Below are 13,438 nucleotides of genomic sequence, written 5' to 3'. Positions count from 1 at the left end.
TTTCGCTCGATGGTTGAGCGAAAAGGTCAGATAAGGGTGTATTGAAACGTTAGAATTCCGTTCATCCCCTTTCCTTCCCTACGCTCAATAAAAGATTGAAGAAGTAAGCCGTACCCAGTTACATTCCATTAGATTACTGAATTTGAACTAGCTTCTTATGGTTAAAATGCCTATTGTACAAACCATAAAATTATAAAGACTCACGGCCTTTGCCACAGAGACTCTCCATTTAAAGCGAAAAGACTTACTATGAATTTTGATATCAATGCACTGAAACACCACCAACTGGTCGAAGATGGTCAATTAGAAGGGTATTACATTCATCAGCCTGTGCAAGGCAGTCAACCAGATGACAAAGCCGTTTTAGAAGAGCGCCAAGCGCTGGAAAGCCAAGGATATAAGGTGGTTCAGGTTAAAGCGAAAGGCGGAACAACTACGTTTGCCGAGGCTATGCAAGAACTTGCGAAGAAGACAGGCCACCAGCCTAAATAGTAAGTGACTTGGTAAACCAATATGATCATCGAGAAAGCACCCTACCGACTATTGAGTCAGCTGGGTGCTTTTTTATTGACGGCCTTTAACTGACTAATCTTGTTAACTGACCTAAGTTACTGACTCAGCTCACTGAACTTCGGCAAGCTTTTCACAAACCTCTGGTGTACGTCCATATAAGTTTGCATATAGATTTCATCGATATTGTCACTACTCGGGAAGCTGGATGAGAAATCTACGTGGTTGCGGTCGATAGACAATTTAGCGGCCTCGACAATATGAGCGATGAACATTCTCGGATCTTCCAAGCCAATAGAGATACGCATTGTGGTCGGTTTGATGCCTGTTTCATTAAGCGCTTCATCACTGAGTTCTGAATGCGTAGTCAGGGCTGGGCACAGCGCCACGGTGTTGGTTTGCCCTAAGCTCACTTGCATGCCGATTGCTGGCTCAAGCATGTCGAAGAACTGTTTGAATCCATCTCGATTGATTGGCGCACGATCGCCGTTACCTTCCATATCGATTGTGAAAAGCGCCGCTGGCAAACCCAAGTACATGTTGTTCTGGCAGTGTTCATAGTTGTCACTGTCTGGCAAAGCAGGACACGATACGTTGATGTCAGGGTGAGCATCAAAGATCTTCGCGAGAGTCAGTGTATTAATCGTTTTTTGCACCACTCGCATCTCATACGTTTTCATACCATTGAGCACTTCAAACGCTTTGTCTGCGTCTAGGAATGCGCCCTTAATGTAGTACACATTCCAAAACAGCGTTTCGTTCCATGGAATGGTGACCTCATCGCCGTTGGACTTGGTGAAAGTGACCTCCTCTCCTTTTGGAATAAACATGGTCTCGTTGCGGCCAATCACAACTCCAGCGGTTGTGGTGCCAGAACCCGCCAGTTCTTTGGTGTAGGAGTGAATCACATAATCGGGTCTTTCAGCCACATCGTCGCGTTTTAGTACTGGATGCAGCAATGGAGTCCCCACTGTCGAGTCAACAATTACGTCCCAACCACGAGAGTGACCAGCTTTACTGATGCTAGCAACATCCAACACGTATCCATGCGGGTTACACGGTGACTCTAGGTAAACGTAGATTTTCTTACCTGCAGCGATGCGATCTGCGTATTTATCAGCAACCTCATCAAGGCGCGTCGCAAACTCATCACCGGAGTAACCATCCACCCACTCTACCGCGACATTCAGATTAGAAGGTTTTCCAAACCAATCTTCCAACAGCTGGTAAGAACCACCGTAGATATTGCGTGAAGCCAAAACAATGTCTTCATGCCCGAGCAAGTGGCTCAACAACCCATCAATAGCCGCCATACCCGAGTTAAAGTTCCATGCGAGGTATTCGTTGGCTCTAGAGCCTGCCTCGATATCAACCATATGGTTAGCCAGTGAAATCGATGTAGGGTTAAGCAGTCGAGAATATATATCGTGCAACGGCTCTTTACCGTTAAACGCATCTTCAATCCATTCTGTACACGCAAACAAATAGGTCGCGGTACGTGTAATCACAGGGCTTGCAGAAAATATAGCAGCGACATTATCGAAAATTGGATACGCACCTTTAGACGCAAAATTACCATTATTGGTGGCAATAGACTGGTAAGTGGCGCGCATTGGGTTTTGCAGATTATCGAGGATCTTAGCGATCTGGAATGACAAAAAACGTTTGGCGTTAAACCAAGCGATTCGGTCACTTTTATCGAGCTCTGAAAGTCCATCAACCGTCAATGCCCAAAGATCGTGTGTCTTGGTATTGGCTTGGTACAGTGTCGTCGCCAGTTCAATCAGCGTGATGCCGTAATCGCTATTTGGGTCGATACCAAAATGCTTTGCTTGCTCAACGGCAAGAGCTTCTGCTTGTTCGTGTTTGGTGGTTTTACGCAGCGGGCTAAGTTGAGTTGAAGTATTCATAATTCCTAAGTCATTCCATGCTTGTTGTTCCTTCTTTAATTTTAGTTTTGGGCAGATGTTAAAAATTGCTATTTGCGAAGTAAGACATACACTTTGAGCAATAATATTGCCAAACTAAATTCAATATTGATGGATTATGCCAATGGACGAGATCGACAAGAAAATACTGGCTGAACTGCAAAACAACGCTCGGCTGTCTAATCAAGAGTTGGCCGATCGAGTAGCACTGTCGCCCTCTCCTTGCTTACGCCGAGTTCGAGCATTAGAGAAACAAGGGATAATTCGTGGTTACCACGCCAGTGTCGACCAAGAAGCGTGTGGCCTGCCAGTCAATGTGTTTGTGTTGGTGAAACTTGAAAAGCCGACAGAAGAGAACATGCGAGACTTTGAGCAGCACATTGAAGTTATTGACGAGGTGTTAGAGTGTTTTCTGATGACGGGCAATCACGACTACCTATTGCATGTAGTCAGTGAATCGCTAAAAAGCTACGAGCAGTTCATCCGTAAACAACTAACTCGCCTGCCTAATATTGCTTCTATTGAATCCAGCTTCGCCTTCGGTCAGGTAAAAACTAAGACCAAGTTGCCAGTGAGGTAATTAGAAACGACTTAATTTGTCTGTGCTGAAGGCATTGGATAATCATCTCCAATCATACAGATAAGAGCGCCACCAAAAGCTTTTTCGTAACGTATTTTTCCTGTCGCATCTGAGCTTTCTATACTCGAACTGCCGTTCACAATCTTATTAATTTCTTGTGCGACTTTTGTTGGTACCAACCAGATACAAGCTGCAACAGAGCAAGTGGATGATGACGATTCGCAACCTGTCTCGGAGCTTCCTCTTATCCAAAGACTATCCTTTTCCTTAAGCAGTAATTGCGTTGCTATGTAATCTGGGTGGTCGATGTACTGATCGCCACCTATCCATGTATCTTCATAAGGTAGGTACGGCCCTTTCCATGTGGATAAGCCCGGATTTGCAATTAAGTGATTGATGTTTAAGTAGCCGAAGTTCGTATCGGTATCGGAAGCAATAGGAGGCAGAGAGCCATTATAACGAGAATATTGCTCAGCGGCATCCAAAACAGTATTCAGTTGGCCGATTAGAAATTTTGCCTCGTCGACACGGGACATACGGTTCCCGAACTGGTTGTAGATAAAAAAAGCGGCAATGAGCATCAGTAAGCCAAACGTTACAAGTTTCCATTTTTTTATCTGACGCAGAAGTTTCAACATCTATTTTATCTCTCATCAAGAAGGTTCTGATAACGCTAAGGTCGTCCCTATGAGAAAGATTATACCAGAGTAAAATCAAGCGTTTTGCATTGAAACTTACTTGTCCATGTCTGCGGAAAATAAGCCTAGCTCTAATGTGCCCAACTTCGATTTAGAGCCTCCCTAAAAACAAACAATCATCACACCCGACTTCACTGACTTAACCCTCAAATCAACCTTGTATTGAATTGCTCCGTAAAACAAACCAAAGCGATGGAAATCGATTCGAAGTGATCGTTTTATCGGACTGTCATCTAATTTTTGTACTTTGATATAACAAATAGCTCAAAAGTTATTGAGCGATCGTTCAATTATATCAAATTTTCCACTATAGTTGATTGGTCAAACAACTCACAACAAGGAAAAGTTATGAATCCAAATACCGAATCTCAATCAACGCCGACTCGATCTATCCCTCAAGAAGCATTTGATTGGTACGACGAATATGCACACGGCCTGATTGATCGCAGAGAGTTTATGGCTCGTCTATCTGGGCTAGCTGTACTTGGCTTAACCATGACGACGCTAACTTCTGCACTGATTCCTAATTATGCGCAGGCAGAGCAAGTCTCTTTCAATGACCCTTCCATCAAAGCAACCTACGAGAAGTTTCCTTCACCTAAAGGACACGGCGAAGGCTATGGTTACTTGGTTGTACCCAAAGAGTTAGAGGGCAATGCGCCTGTTGTATTGGTCATTCATGAAAATAGAGGCCTCAATCCATACATAAAGGATGTGGCAAGACGACTCGCAGCGGCGGGGTTTATTGCGTTTGCACCTGATGCACTCTATTCGCTTGGCGGGTATCCAGGTAATGATGATGAAGGTCGAACGATGCAGAAGTCGCTATCAAAAGAGAAAATCGAAGAAGACTTTATCGCAGCGGCAAACTTCTTGAAGTCCCATGAAAAAAGTAACGGTAAGCTAGGCGCAGTCGGTTTCTGCTTCGGTGGCTATATCGTGAATATGTTGGCCGCTGTCATGCCAGAGCAACTCGATGCAGGCGTTCCATTTTATGGTACTCCTGCCGCACCAGATTTAAGAAAAAATGTAAAAGGCCCCTTGCTCATCCAATTTGCGGGAATCGATAAACGCGTGAATGCGACTTGGCCAGATTATGAAGCCGAACTCAAAGAGAACGAAGCAGACTACACAGCTTACATCTATGACGGCGTGAACCATGGCTTCCATAACGATTCAACTGGCCGCTATGCTGAAGAAGAAGCAGAGTTAGCTTGGAAACGTACACTTGAGTTCTTTAACCAAAAGCTTTCTTAATAGTTAGCTTTACTGAACCCGTTTTCTTTAGATTCCGAGTGACTGCCCTATTCCCTACAAAACCCAAAAGGCCTCGCACTCGCGAGGCCTTTGTTGGTCGGTAATCAGTTCCTCCCTTTTCCCATTACCAACAATAGGTTTGAGATGTAAACCAAGGGGGTTAGAAGGGGATTGTCGGTCGAGTCTCACGTACAGAAGCCTCGTTGATTCACTGACTTAACCGCTCATCAATGTAACTTCGCTTCAAACAAACCTATTGACCCGATCGCGCAAATAGATAATATAGATAGCTAGACGTCTACATGTCTTTTATTTATTAAATGGAGTTATCATGAACAGCTACAAAAAAATCACAGCATCCCTGTTGGCATTAGCTTTCGTATTCGGTGTAACAGGATGTGGAAAAAAAGACGAGGCTGTCATCAAGATTGGGGCGACAGTTGGCCCACATGCACAAGTTGTACAAGCTGTTGCCAAAGAAGCAGCAAAGCAAGGGATAAACATTGAACTCGTCGAGTTCTCAGACTATATCACCCCTAACGCAGCATTAGATGATGGAAGTATCCAACTGAACAGTTACCAGCATCAGCCATTCCTCGATAACTTTAATGCCAATCACGATAGCCAGTTAGTTTCTATCGGACGTTCAATTTTGATGCGTATGGGCGTTTACTCGAACAAGTACACTTCGCTTGATTCTATTCCCGAAAACGCTCGAATCGCGATTCCAAACGATCCAACGAATGGCGGGCGTGGACTATTACTGCTTGAAGATGCAGGGCTGATCTCATTAAAAGACAACGCTGGTTTCAACGCGTCTTTAAACGATATTGTTAGCAACCCGAAGAACATTCGATTTGTTGAAGTGGATGCCGCGCAGCTACCCCGCTCTCTTGACGATGTAGATGCTGCTGCAATCACCATGAACTATGTAATGTCGGCTGGACTCGACCCTAAGAAACAAGGCATTTACTTAGAGAAAAAAGACGCACCTTTAGCAGTGATGGTTGTTGCGGCGCGAGAAGAAGACAAAAATAATGAAACGTATAAAAAGATTATCTCAATTTACCACTCACAAGAGATCAATGACTTTTTAGACAGCACTTTCAAAGGCACCATCGAAGCCGCAAATTAAGCTAAATCGTTTCAGATTTGGCGTTGCATGATACTCATAAAGCAACGCCAGATTTGAGTTGGCGGGTTGTCGTTGACGCATTCCAGCTTCTTTTCAAATTAGAGAGCAAAGCTTTAGTTACTTGAATGGAGGTTGAAAACCATATCGTCAGAGCAGATTATGTAAGCATAAAATTCAATTAAATCTGGGGGCTTTGCATGAAAAAAGAAGTGATACTTTTTGATATAAACGAAACGGTTTTAAATTTGGAGTCATTACAGCCTAAATTTAAAGCGGTGTTTGGAAAGGAGGATGCATTATCACTTTGGTTTTCAAAGCTTTTACACTCTTCAACGGTTTGCATCGCAACAAACGTAAAATCTACTTTTTCTGAATTAGCGAATGCAGCGCTCAACGCTATTGCACAACGGTACAAGTGTGATTTAACGGCGGAAAGCAAAGGTGCCTTGTTAACTTCTTTTGCCAATCTACCACCGCACACAGATATCAAAGCGTCTTTGCTCAAATTGCGCGAGAACGGGTTTAAAACCGTCGCTTTTTCCAACTCATCCCTCGATCTCATCACTTCTCAAATCAAGAACTCAGGCTTAGAAGATTATTTCGACACCGTCATTTCCGTTGAAGAAACAGGCAGTTTCAAACCCAATTCAGATGTGTATAACTTTGCAGCCGAAACTTTAAAAGAGCCTGTCGAAAACCTTCGTCTTGTCGCTACTCATGATTGGGACACTCATGGTGCGCTATCCGCTGGCTTACAAGCAGCCTATATAGACCGAACAGGAGTTGAGTATCATTCCTTGTATTTGAAACCGGAGATTAGCTCAAGGACGATGAATGGTGTGGTGGAACAAATAATTAAGCACAATTTAGACAAGTAAAATCTCAAGAGACTTTTCTACTCCTGATTCGATACAACCACCCTGTAGTGGTCAACAAATTCCGGACACTGACTTAACCGCTTTGATCAACCTTGTGTTGAACTGCTCTGGTTATAGAGACGCTGTCGGTTACCTAAAAACTGCAGTTACCTAGCAACACATATAAGCTAGAAACTACTGTAAGAATGAGGAACGCGTTTGTCTTCATCCCAGCCTAATAACTCAATATTGGTCAATGACTTGCGCTTCTCGTTACACAGTGAAGCGATATTGATGATAGGCAGTTGGCTACGAAACTGCGCGGTAAGTATTACCTTTTTACTTTCACTCAGGCTGCTTCGACATTGCGCCAAAACCGCTTCAGTATCTAGTTGGTGTGCGTTCTCGATAATTTGGATATCAGCATTCTCTTGATAGCAATCTATCAACCAAGATACAGCAGGCTCTTCTATGCTGGTGAGCACGATGACATCTTTTGTTGTGACCAATTCTTTGAGTTCAGATAGTTTGAGTTCAGTTTCCATAAATACCCTCATTCAGCTGAAAATACATTAAAGTCGGTTGCCCAGTTTAGCCTGTGCCAAATGGTAACCTCTGTCTATCATCTCTTGTGAGCGATCGAACTCTAAGGTGCCACAAGCATTACGTGGGATCTCAAGCGTAATATCGGCGGGATAAGCGGCCAGCTTCTGGCGAGCAATGGTCGATTGCATCGCATCAAACGCTTGGTTGGCAATGTCGTAAGCAGCAAAATTGAAGCTCATTTTACTTTTTACACTGTTACCGAGATTATCGATAAAGTGAACAACCTTCTCATGCAGGTTACTCTCTTTTGTTGGTAGGGAAACCGATATCACTTCCTGTTGAAGCATTTCGGGTTCACCACCTAAGTTCACAGCCAGAGTAAAGTCTGTCTTATCACTAAAGGTAGGCGCAATCGGTACGGGATTGAGCACTCCGCCATCAATCAGCACTTCACCATTAATGACATGTGGAGTGAAGAACAGTGGCAAAGAGATGGAGGCGCGAATGGCATCAAACAGAGAACCGGATTGCAGCCAAACCTCTTTTTCTTCGGCGACGTTGGCAGCAACTGCGGTATAAGGGATAGGCAGATCTTCAATTGAAATCTCGCCGATCAGCCCACGCAGTGTGTCGATGATCTTGTCCCCTTTGAACATACCACTCGACTGCCATGAAAAGTCCAACAACATCGCCATATCACCTTGATCGATACTGGTGACCCACTCTTCAAATTCATCCAACTTGCCCGCAGCGTAGACACCACCGATAAGTGCGCCAATTGAACAGCCAGAAATGGATTTTATCTGATAGCCATGCTCAATTAACCAGCGGATGACTCCAACGTGAACCAAGCCTCTTGCGCCACCACTGCCAAGTACCAATGAGATCGTTTTTGCCATCATATTAATCCTTTAGTTTTAAATTCTAGGTGGGCTAACTCGCCGATTTACCAATTCGCCGATCTCAACTCACTGAATCACTCTCAGTCCATACGGGTAATGAAGGTTTGCTCGTCATCGACAAAAGCCACGTAGTCGCCGTGATAGATAAAAACCCGACCACGCCCTTCAACGATACACGCAAGCTGTGGGTTCAAATCTTCTTCAATATCTCTACTTTGAAAAGTGCCGGTATCGGTGATCACACCGCGGAGTTTAGGCAAAAATCCATAACTGCGTTTGGCTTGATCAATCAGGCTCAACTCGCTGGCGGTAGAAAAGCAAGCTGGGATTGGGCCTGCATCTTCGATAAACATAGTTTTCAGTTCTTCAAAGGCTGTAATTACCAGCCAGTCGATGCCATTTACGTGATGGATAAACATTGTTTATAAATACCTAGTTTCTCGATAACTCTAATGCGGAGATTCTATCACTATCAAGTGCAGAACGTGGGAGAAATTAAGGGACTACAAATAACCAGACACATACTATCTACAGGGTCTAATACTAGTCGTCCGACTCTACGACTAATGTCTAACCGACTGAGTCTATTTGTTTTTTTTGGTTTGGTATAAGGTACTAACAACTAAATGTTAATGGGTTTTTAATTATAAGTTGACGCATTGTTTGCACTTCATACCGTGAGTCAACAACGTTTGTTGGAATAACACACCTAAGAGTGTGAACGAAAGGAATCAAAATGAGCACTACTTTAGAGTCCGCACATATACAAACAGAGAAGCCTCAAGCCAATGAGGATGAACTCACCTATGAACAACAACATAAACCAAGCTCAGAGTTTGAATCCCGAGAACAGTATCTAGAACACGAATTGCAAATCATGTCGCCTAAGCGCTGGCGTCCAAATTTGCCGTTTAAAGATTATCGATTTGAGATAGAAGACACCATCCCAGCGATGGCGGCGACCATTGGTAAAGTGGTTATGGTGGGCGCGATTGCAGCCACCTTTGCTGGGGCTCTCGGATTAAATGAAGACTTCATTCTAGAAAACGTTCGTTATGAACTGCTCATCGCCTCTGTTTTCATTATTATTTTCTCTGGCTTTTTATTGCCGACTGCAAACCTCGCAGGGACCCACGGCCCACTTATCCCTTTGATTCCGATTGTGGTTGCAGCAGGTGGACACCCGATGGCGTTTGGCCTGTTGATTGGCGCTTTTGGCCTCATCTTAGCCATCAGTAAAGGTGGCAGCATGTTGGCCAACCTCACCAGTAAAGGCGTGTGTGGCGGCTTATTGCTCTACCTCGGCTTTGTTGGAACCGCCTCTCAAGTGAAAAAGCTTTTCGCTTGGGCTGAAGGAATCGGTATGAGCCACATCGCGTTTGTGGTGATCTTTTGCACCATTATCTTGTACGCGCTACTGGAACACTTCCGCAAACGTTGGTTAGCAGTACCTCTTAGCTGCTTGTTGGGTGGTACGATCGCATTTGCCATGGGCGCCCCATTTGCTTTCCACACTGAGCCAGGCTTGCCCAACATGAACCCTATGTATTGGTGGGGAGAAAATACAGGTTGGATGTTAGGCCTACCAACGATTGAACACTTCATGGTGGTATTGCCGTTTGCGATTCTAGCCGTAGCGATGTGGTCACCGGATTTCTTAGGGCATCAAGTATTCCAAAAGATCAGCTACCCAGAACGTACCGAAAAAGTACACATGAACATCGACGACACCATGACCACGGCATCAATTCGTCAAACGTTCGGTTCTCTGCTTGGCGGTACTAACTTTACGTCTTCATGGGGGACTTATATCGTACCGGCTGCGATTGCTAAACGCCCTATTCCTGCCGGCGCGCTGCTCACAGCTCTGTTCTGTATTATCGCTGCTGTTTGGGGCTACCCGATGGATTTAGCTATCTGGCAACCTGTACTGTGTGTGGCGCTGATTGTTGGGGTATTTGTTCCATTGCTAGAAGCTGGAATGGAAATGACGCGTGAAGGAAAAACCACACAGTCGGCAGCGATTGTTGTATTTTCTTCAGCGCTCGTTAACCCTGCATTTGGCTGGGCTCTCACCATGCTGTTAGATAACTTAGGCTTAGTCGGTTGTAAAGAACGTAGTAGTGAACTGAGTAAAATGAGCCGCTGGGTATTGCCTGGCATTATGTTTATTGTGCTAAGTGGTGTAATGGCGCTGGTTGGCCTTCTACCGGGCATACCAGCGATTATCCCGAGTTTTCGTTAATATCGATTTTTGGTCTAAACTCCTCAATGAACAACAGGATGATTTAATAAGGAAATAATCATGGGCAGTAAGATTCAAATAAAGCTAGAGAGACCACGGGTAGAGTTACTACTTGAGCGTTATAAAGAGCTGATTGGGGAAGATTATCTTGGCTATCGTAATCATGTTTATAGAACAATCACTTATGCAATGCACTTTCTAGATTATGATGAACAATTTGAAAAGTTAGTCGAAACCGCATTTGTCTATCATGATATTGGCCTGTGGACTGACCATGAACTCGCTTACCTTGAGCCATCAGAAGCAGTGGCATTAAATGACAATGAAAAGGAAAATTGGGGATTAGACCCTGATGCTCTAAAAGGCGCTATTCACTGGCATCACAAAATCACACCGTATAAAGGTCCACATGAAAAAGTTATAGAAGCTTGTCGAAAAGCGGACTGGATTGATGCATCAAAAGGAATGGTTAAAAAAGGGCTCCCTAAGTCCATGATTGCAGAAGTAGAACAAGCTTTCCCAAATCATGGATTTCATGACACTTTATTAAGATTAGCGAAAGACTACGGTGGTTCTACTTTAATTGGTGGCATTAAAGTGACTCGTGGCATCGTAAAGCTGTAATTTCGTAGTAATGGATAGGTTAGACTTCGTTATTTTTTTCTGAATCATGAGTACATTTAACCTCGCCATTTTTGTCCAATTCTGTGTTCACACCCCTACTTTTAATTCCCCCACAAACAACTAAGGCCTCGCACACGCGAGGCCTTGTTTTATCTAAGTTTCAATGAACGAGCACCGAAGCAATCTACGATGGTAAACCAAATCAACTCGAGAGCCATTCGTCCAGTACTGTGATGAATTTAGGGTTAATGAGATAACCGATGGAAGCATGTGGATTGCTTTTCCCGTTGCGAATATTGAGGTTATAAATCGGGTGGATATCTTTCATTCCACCGGGTATTAGATCCAGTTTGAGCATATCCTTGAAGTCATTTTTAATTTTGCTGTCATGAGAGATAAAATCATCTTCTGCCGATATGTTTATCCATTGCTGAATGTTTAACGGGTACTTCTTCTCATCTTTCAAGCGGCTCCCTTTTAGCCTATCTTTTACGTTTTCATCGCCTAACGGGGACCCGAGCGTAAGCAATAAGTTGACCTTCTTGTTTGCACCATAGTCATGCCTATACTCTCCGTAATGAGACAACTTCCATAACACGTCATAACTGATCATCGACCCAAGACTGTGCGATACAATCATCACGTCATCCTGGTTATCAAGCGCTTCCTTCAGCTCAACCATTAGCCTATGCCTGACATCGCTACCGAAATAGGTATCTTCATACCAATAATGCGCCATATCCGGCGCGACCTTTGTTATGAGTGTCTCAGCCACACCCAGCTTTCCAAATATTGATGAAAAAGTATCTGCTAACGCCTCTTTCAGAAAACCAATTTTAGATACCTTGTTATACGTTGTTTTATTGAACTGGCTTGTCTTGTACTTTTTGAGTTCAGACAACGCTTGCTGACGACTTGCAGGGTCTTCCGTTGGTTTGTCTAACAATGTGTTTGATAGTTCACCGTAATAGACAAACCGTTTATCGACATCTTTAAAAGCTTGTAATGAACTTGAGTATCCACAATCTCGCTGCAAGCCATGTTCTATAGCCTCGTACCAGAGTGCTTGAAGGGGAGCTTTATCGGGCTTTTGAGCGCGACCATGAATGAATATTATTTTCTTAGCCATAGCAGGACGTCCTAAACACATAGTTAAAATTATTATCATTAGAAAGCACCACTAGATTCGGTCAGCCCTTACTAATAACAGTGGTACTAATTACGTATCTAGAGGTGGTTGATAGAGCATTTATATAACTATGAGGCCGTCGTTTAAGGACCAGAAACGAGTGAAAGACGCGGGTATGACTCGCAAATTGAAATGAATGCAGCTAGCAAAACCTCCGACTAACAAAAAGGCCTCGCACACGCGAGGCCTTAGTTTTATCTATAGAATGATTACATCCACCATTTAACAACTACAGCGCCCTACTTCACTGACTTCACCGCTTTCATCAACATTGTGGAATGGTTCTAGTAAGCCAAAGCCTCCCCCTCTAGCTCCCCCTCGAATGGAGTGACCCGATCTCTTGAGACACAAGAATGAGGGGGAGAACATTCTTTGTCGCTGAACATATAGCAGCACTTGTCACGATCGGTATTCAGTTCCTCCCCTTTATCGTTGCCAACAAGAGATTGGAGATGTAAACCAAGGGGAGGTTAGGAGGGGATTATCAGCCTATTCTCACGTACATCTGCCCTAGTCGTTTCAGGATCTGTACTGCACGTTAAAAGCCCTCACTCACTTGGTTTTGCCATAGCCTGCTGTCTAGGCTCCAGCCGTGAATGAAGATCAGCGCCGTCTCCCAGCTTCCACTTCTGCCATACGCAATTTGCTCACCATCGTGAGATACCGCGATACGGTACTTAACCGTTGAATCATGAGCCATGGCATTCATGCTACCAAGAGCGATAAATACCAAGAGTGTGATGTTTAGAATTAAACGTTGCATAGTGTCTCTCTACTTACTTTAAAGGGAACACAGAAAGCGCCCCTCGCAATCAATATAGCCACTATAAAGTGTGAAGTTGTAGACAGGTCAAGGGTGATTAAGATACAAAACTCTTTTGTTGTCGTGGCTCGACCACCACATTTTTGTCCTAAAGTCGCTTAGACCTTTTACTCATTCGCATTCTGTTCAAGAGCCTTTGCCCCA

General features: G+C 43.9%; 14 protein-coding genes. 7 read left to right on the top strand and 7 right to left on the bottom strand.

From position 1 onward, the window contains the following. Window positions 1-249: 249 nt before the first annotated feature. A complete protein-coding gene (locus tag AB4585_RS02640) occupies window positions 250-492 on the top strand; it encodes a hypothetical protein (protein WP_017059085.1) in 243 nt (80 codons plus the stop codon). 116 nt (window positions 493-608) lie between these two features. Here AB4585_RS02640 and AB4585_RS02635 read toward each other — a convergent pair whose 3' ends face one another. Then, window positions 609-2,420 (bottom strand): PLP-dependent transferase, encoded by a 1,812-nt coding sequence (locus AB4585_RS02635; RefSeq protein WP_372169309.1) that lies wholly within the window; start codon window positions 2,418-2,420, stop codon window positions 609-611. Between the two features lie 142 nt (window positions 2,421-2,562). Here AB4585_RS02635 and AB4585_RS02630 point away from each other — a divergent pair, with 142 nt between their 5' ends. After that, a complete protein-coding gene (locus AB4585_RS02630; protein ID WP_017059083.1) occupies window positions 2,563-3,018 on the top strand; it encodes an Lrp/AsnC family transcriptional regulator in 456 nt (151 codons plus the stop codon). An 11-nt stretch (window positions 3,019-3,029) separates the two neighbouring features. Here the strand turns inward: AB4585_RS02630 and AB4585_RS02625 are convergent, their stop codons facing one another. After that, window positions 3,030-3,656: a type II secretion system protein gene (locus AB4585_RS02625; RefSeq protein ID WP_372169308.1), complete on the bottom strand. Its 627-nt coding sequence runs from the start codon at window positions 3,654-3,656 to the stop codon at window positions 3,030-3,032. A gap of 408 nt (window positions 3,657-4,064) precedes the next feature. Here AB4585_RS02625 and AB4585_RS02620 point away from each other — a divergent pair, with 408 nt between their 5' ends. The 3 genes from AB4585_RS02620 (at window position 4,065) to AB4585_RS02610 (ending at window position 6,986) form a co-directional block, all read left to right on the top strand. Then, window positions 4,065-4,973 carry a dienelactone hydrolase family protein gene (locus AB4585_RS02620; RefSeq protein ID WP_017059076.1) on the top strand — a complete coding sequence of 303 codons (909 nt, stop codon included), beginning with the start codon at window positions 4,065-4,067 and terminating at the stop codon, window positions 4,971-4,973. A gap of 331 nt (window positions 4,974-5,304) precedes the next feature. Continuing rightward, complete coding sequence (locus AB4585_RS02615) at window positions 5,305-6,108, top strand: MetQ/NlpA family ABC transporter substrate-binding protein (RefSeq protein ID WP_017059075.1); 804 nt, start codon at window positions 5,305-5,307, stop codon at window positions 6,106-6,108. A 197-nt stretch (window positions 6,109-6,305) separates the two neighbouring features. Then, window positions 6,306-6,986 carry a haloacid dehalogenase type II gene (locus AB4585_RS02610; protein ID WP_017065459.1) on the top strand — a complete coding sequence of 227 codons (681 nt, stop codon included), beginning with the start codon at window positions 6,306-6,308 and terminating at the stop codon, window positions 6,984-6,986. A 167-nt stretch (window positions 6,987-7,153) separates the two neighbouring features. Here AB4585_RS02610 and AB4585_RS02605 read toward each other — a convergent pair whose 3' ends face one another. The 3 genes from AB4585_RS02605 to AB4585_RS02595 all read right to left on the bottom strand — a co-directional run bounded on the left by AB4585_RS02605 (window position 7,154) and on the right by AB4585_RS02595 (window position 8,832). Next, complete coding sequence (locus AB4585_RS02605) at window positions 7,154-7,522, bottom strand: hypothetical protein (RefSeq protein WP_372104618.1); 369 nt, start codon at window positions 7,520-7,522, stop codon at window positions 7,154-7,156. A gap of 15 nt (window positions 7,523-7,537) precedes the next feature. Then, on the bottom strand, window positions 7,538-8,410 hold the full coding sequence (locus AB4585_RS02600; protein WP_372169350.1) for a patatin-like phospholipase family protein: 873 nt from the start codon (window positions 8,408-8,410) through the stop codon (window positions 7,538-7,540). An 83-nt stretch (window positions 8,411-8,493) separates the two neighbouring features. Then, a complete protein-coding gene (locus AB4585_RS02595) occupies window positions 8,494-8,832 on the bottom strand; it encodes a hypothetical protein (protein WP_017059071.1) in 339 nt (112 codons plus the stop codon). A gap of 317 nt (window positions 8,833-9,149) precedes the next feature. On the opposite strand from AB4585_RS02595, the gene AB4585_RS02590 reads away from it, so the two are divergent. Then, window positions 9,150-10,658 (top strand): DUF3360 domain-containing protein, encoded by a 1,509-nt coding sequence (locus AB4585_RS02590; protein ID WP_102321477.1) that lies wholly within the window; start codon window positions 9,150-9,152, stop codon window positions 10,656-10,658. 60 nt (window positions 10,659-10,718) lie between these two features. Beyond that, entirely contained in the window at window positions 10,719-11,282 is a 564-nt protein-coding gene (locus tag AB4585_RS02585) for a hypothetical protein (RefSeq protein WP_050645430.1), read from the top strand. Between the two features lie 202 nt (window positions 11,283-11,484). Here AB4585_RS02585 and AB4585_RS02580 read toward each other — a convergent pair whose 3' ends face one another. Then, window positions 11,485-12,411 (bottom strand): hypothetical protein, encoded by a 927-nt coding sequence (locus AB4585_RS02580; protein ID WP_372169307.1) that lies wholly within the window; start codon window positions 12,409-12,411, stop codon window positions 11,485-11,487. Window positions 12,412-13,009: 598 nt separating this feature from the next. Next, a complete protein-coding gene (locus AB4585_RS02575; protein WP_372169306.1) occupies window positions 13,010-13,234 on the bottom strand; it encodes an alpha/beta fold hydrolase in 225 nt (74 codons plus the stop codon). Window positions 13,235-13,438 lie beyond the last annotated feature (204 nt).

It is taken from the genome of Vibrio sp. 10N.222.49.C9 (assembly GCF_041474985.1).
Classification (GTDB): Bacteria; Pseudomonadota; Gammaproteobacteria; order Enterobacterales; family Vibrionaceae; genus Vibrio; species Vibrio crassostreae_C.
This window is presented reverse-complemented; position numbering and strand designations above follow the sequence as displayed.

Excerpts from the sequence above, each read along its gene's own strand:
- AB4585_RS02640 (WP_017059085.1), top strand. The coding sequence starts at position 250 with ATGAATTTTGATATCAATGCACTGAAACACCACCAACTGGTCGAAGAT.
- AB4585_RS02635 (WP_372169309.1), bottom strand. The coding sequence starts at position 2,420 with ATGAATACTTCAACTCAACTTAGCCCGCTGCGTAAAACCACCAAACAC.
- AB4585_RS02630 (WP_017059083.1), top strand. The coding sequence starts at position 2,563 with ATGGACGAGATCGACAAGAAAATACTGGCTGAACTGCAAAACAACGCT.
- AB4585_RS02625 (WP_372169308.1), bottom strand. The coding sequence starts at position 3,656 with ATGTTGAAACTTCTGCGTCAGATAAAAAAATGGAAACTTGTAACGTTT.
- AB4585_RS02620 (WP_017059076.1), top strand. The coding sequence starts at position 4,065 with ATGAATCCAAATACCGAATCTCAATCAACGCCGACTCGATCTATCCCT.
- AB4585_RS02615 (WP_017059075.1), top strand. The coding sequence starts at position 5,305 with ATGAACAGCTACAAAAAAATCACAGCATCCCTGTTGGCATTAGCTTTC.
- AB4585_RS02610 (WP_017065459.1), top strand. The coding sequence starts at position 6,306 with ATGAAAAAAGAAGTGATACTTTTTGATATAAACGAAACGGTTTTAAAT.
- AB4585_RS02605 (WP_372104618.1), bottom strand. The coding sequence starts at position 7,522 with ATGAGGGTATTTATGGAAACTGAACTCAAACTATCTGAACTCAAAGAA.
- AB4585_RS02600 (WP_372169350.1), bottom strand. The coding sequence starts at position 8,410 with ATGGCAAAAACGATCTCATTGGTACTTGGCAGTGGTGGCGCAAGAGGC.
- AB4585_RS02595 (WP_017059071.1), bottom strand. The coding sequence starts at position 8,832 with ATGTTTATCCATCACGTAAATGGCATCGACTGGCTGGTAATTACAGCC.
- AB4585_RS02590 (WP_102321477.1), top strand. The coding sequence starts at position 9,150 with ATGAGCACTACTTTAGAGTCCGCACATATACAAACAGAGAAGCCTCAA.
- AB4585_RS02585 (WP_050645430.1), top strand. The coding sequence starts at position 10,719 with ATGGGCAGTAAGATTCAAATAAAGCTAGAGAGACCACGGGTAGAGTTA.
- AB4585_RS02580 (WP_372169307.1), bottom strand. The coding sequence starts at position 12,411 with ATGGCTAAGAAAATAATATTCATTCATGGTCGCGCTCAAAAGCCCGAT.
- AB4585_RS02575 (WP_372169306.1), bottom strand. The coding sequence starts at position 13,234 with ATGCAACGTTTAATTCTAAACATCACACTCTTGGTATTTATCGCTCTT.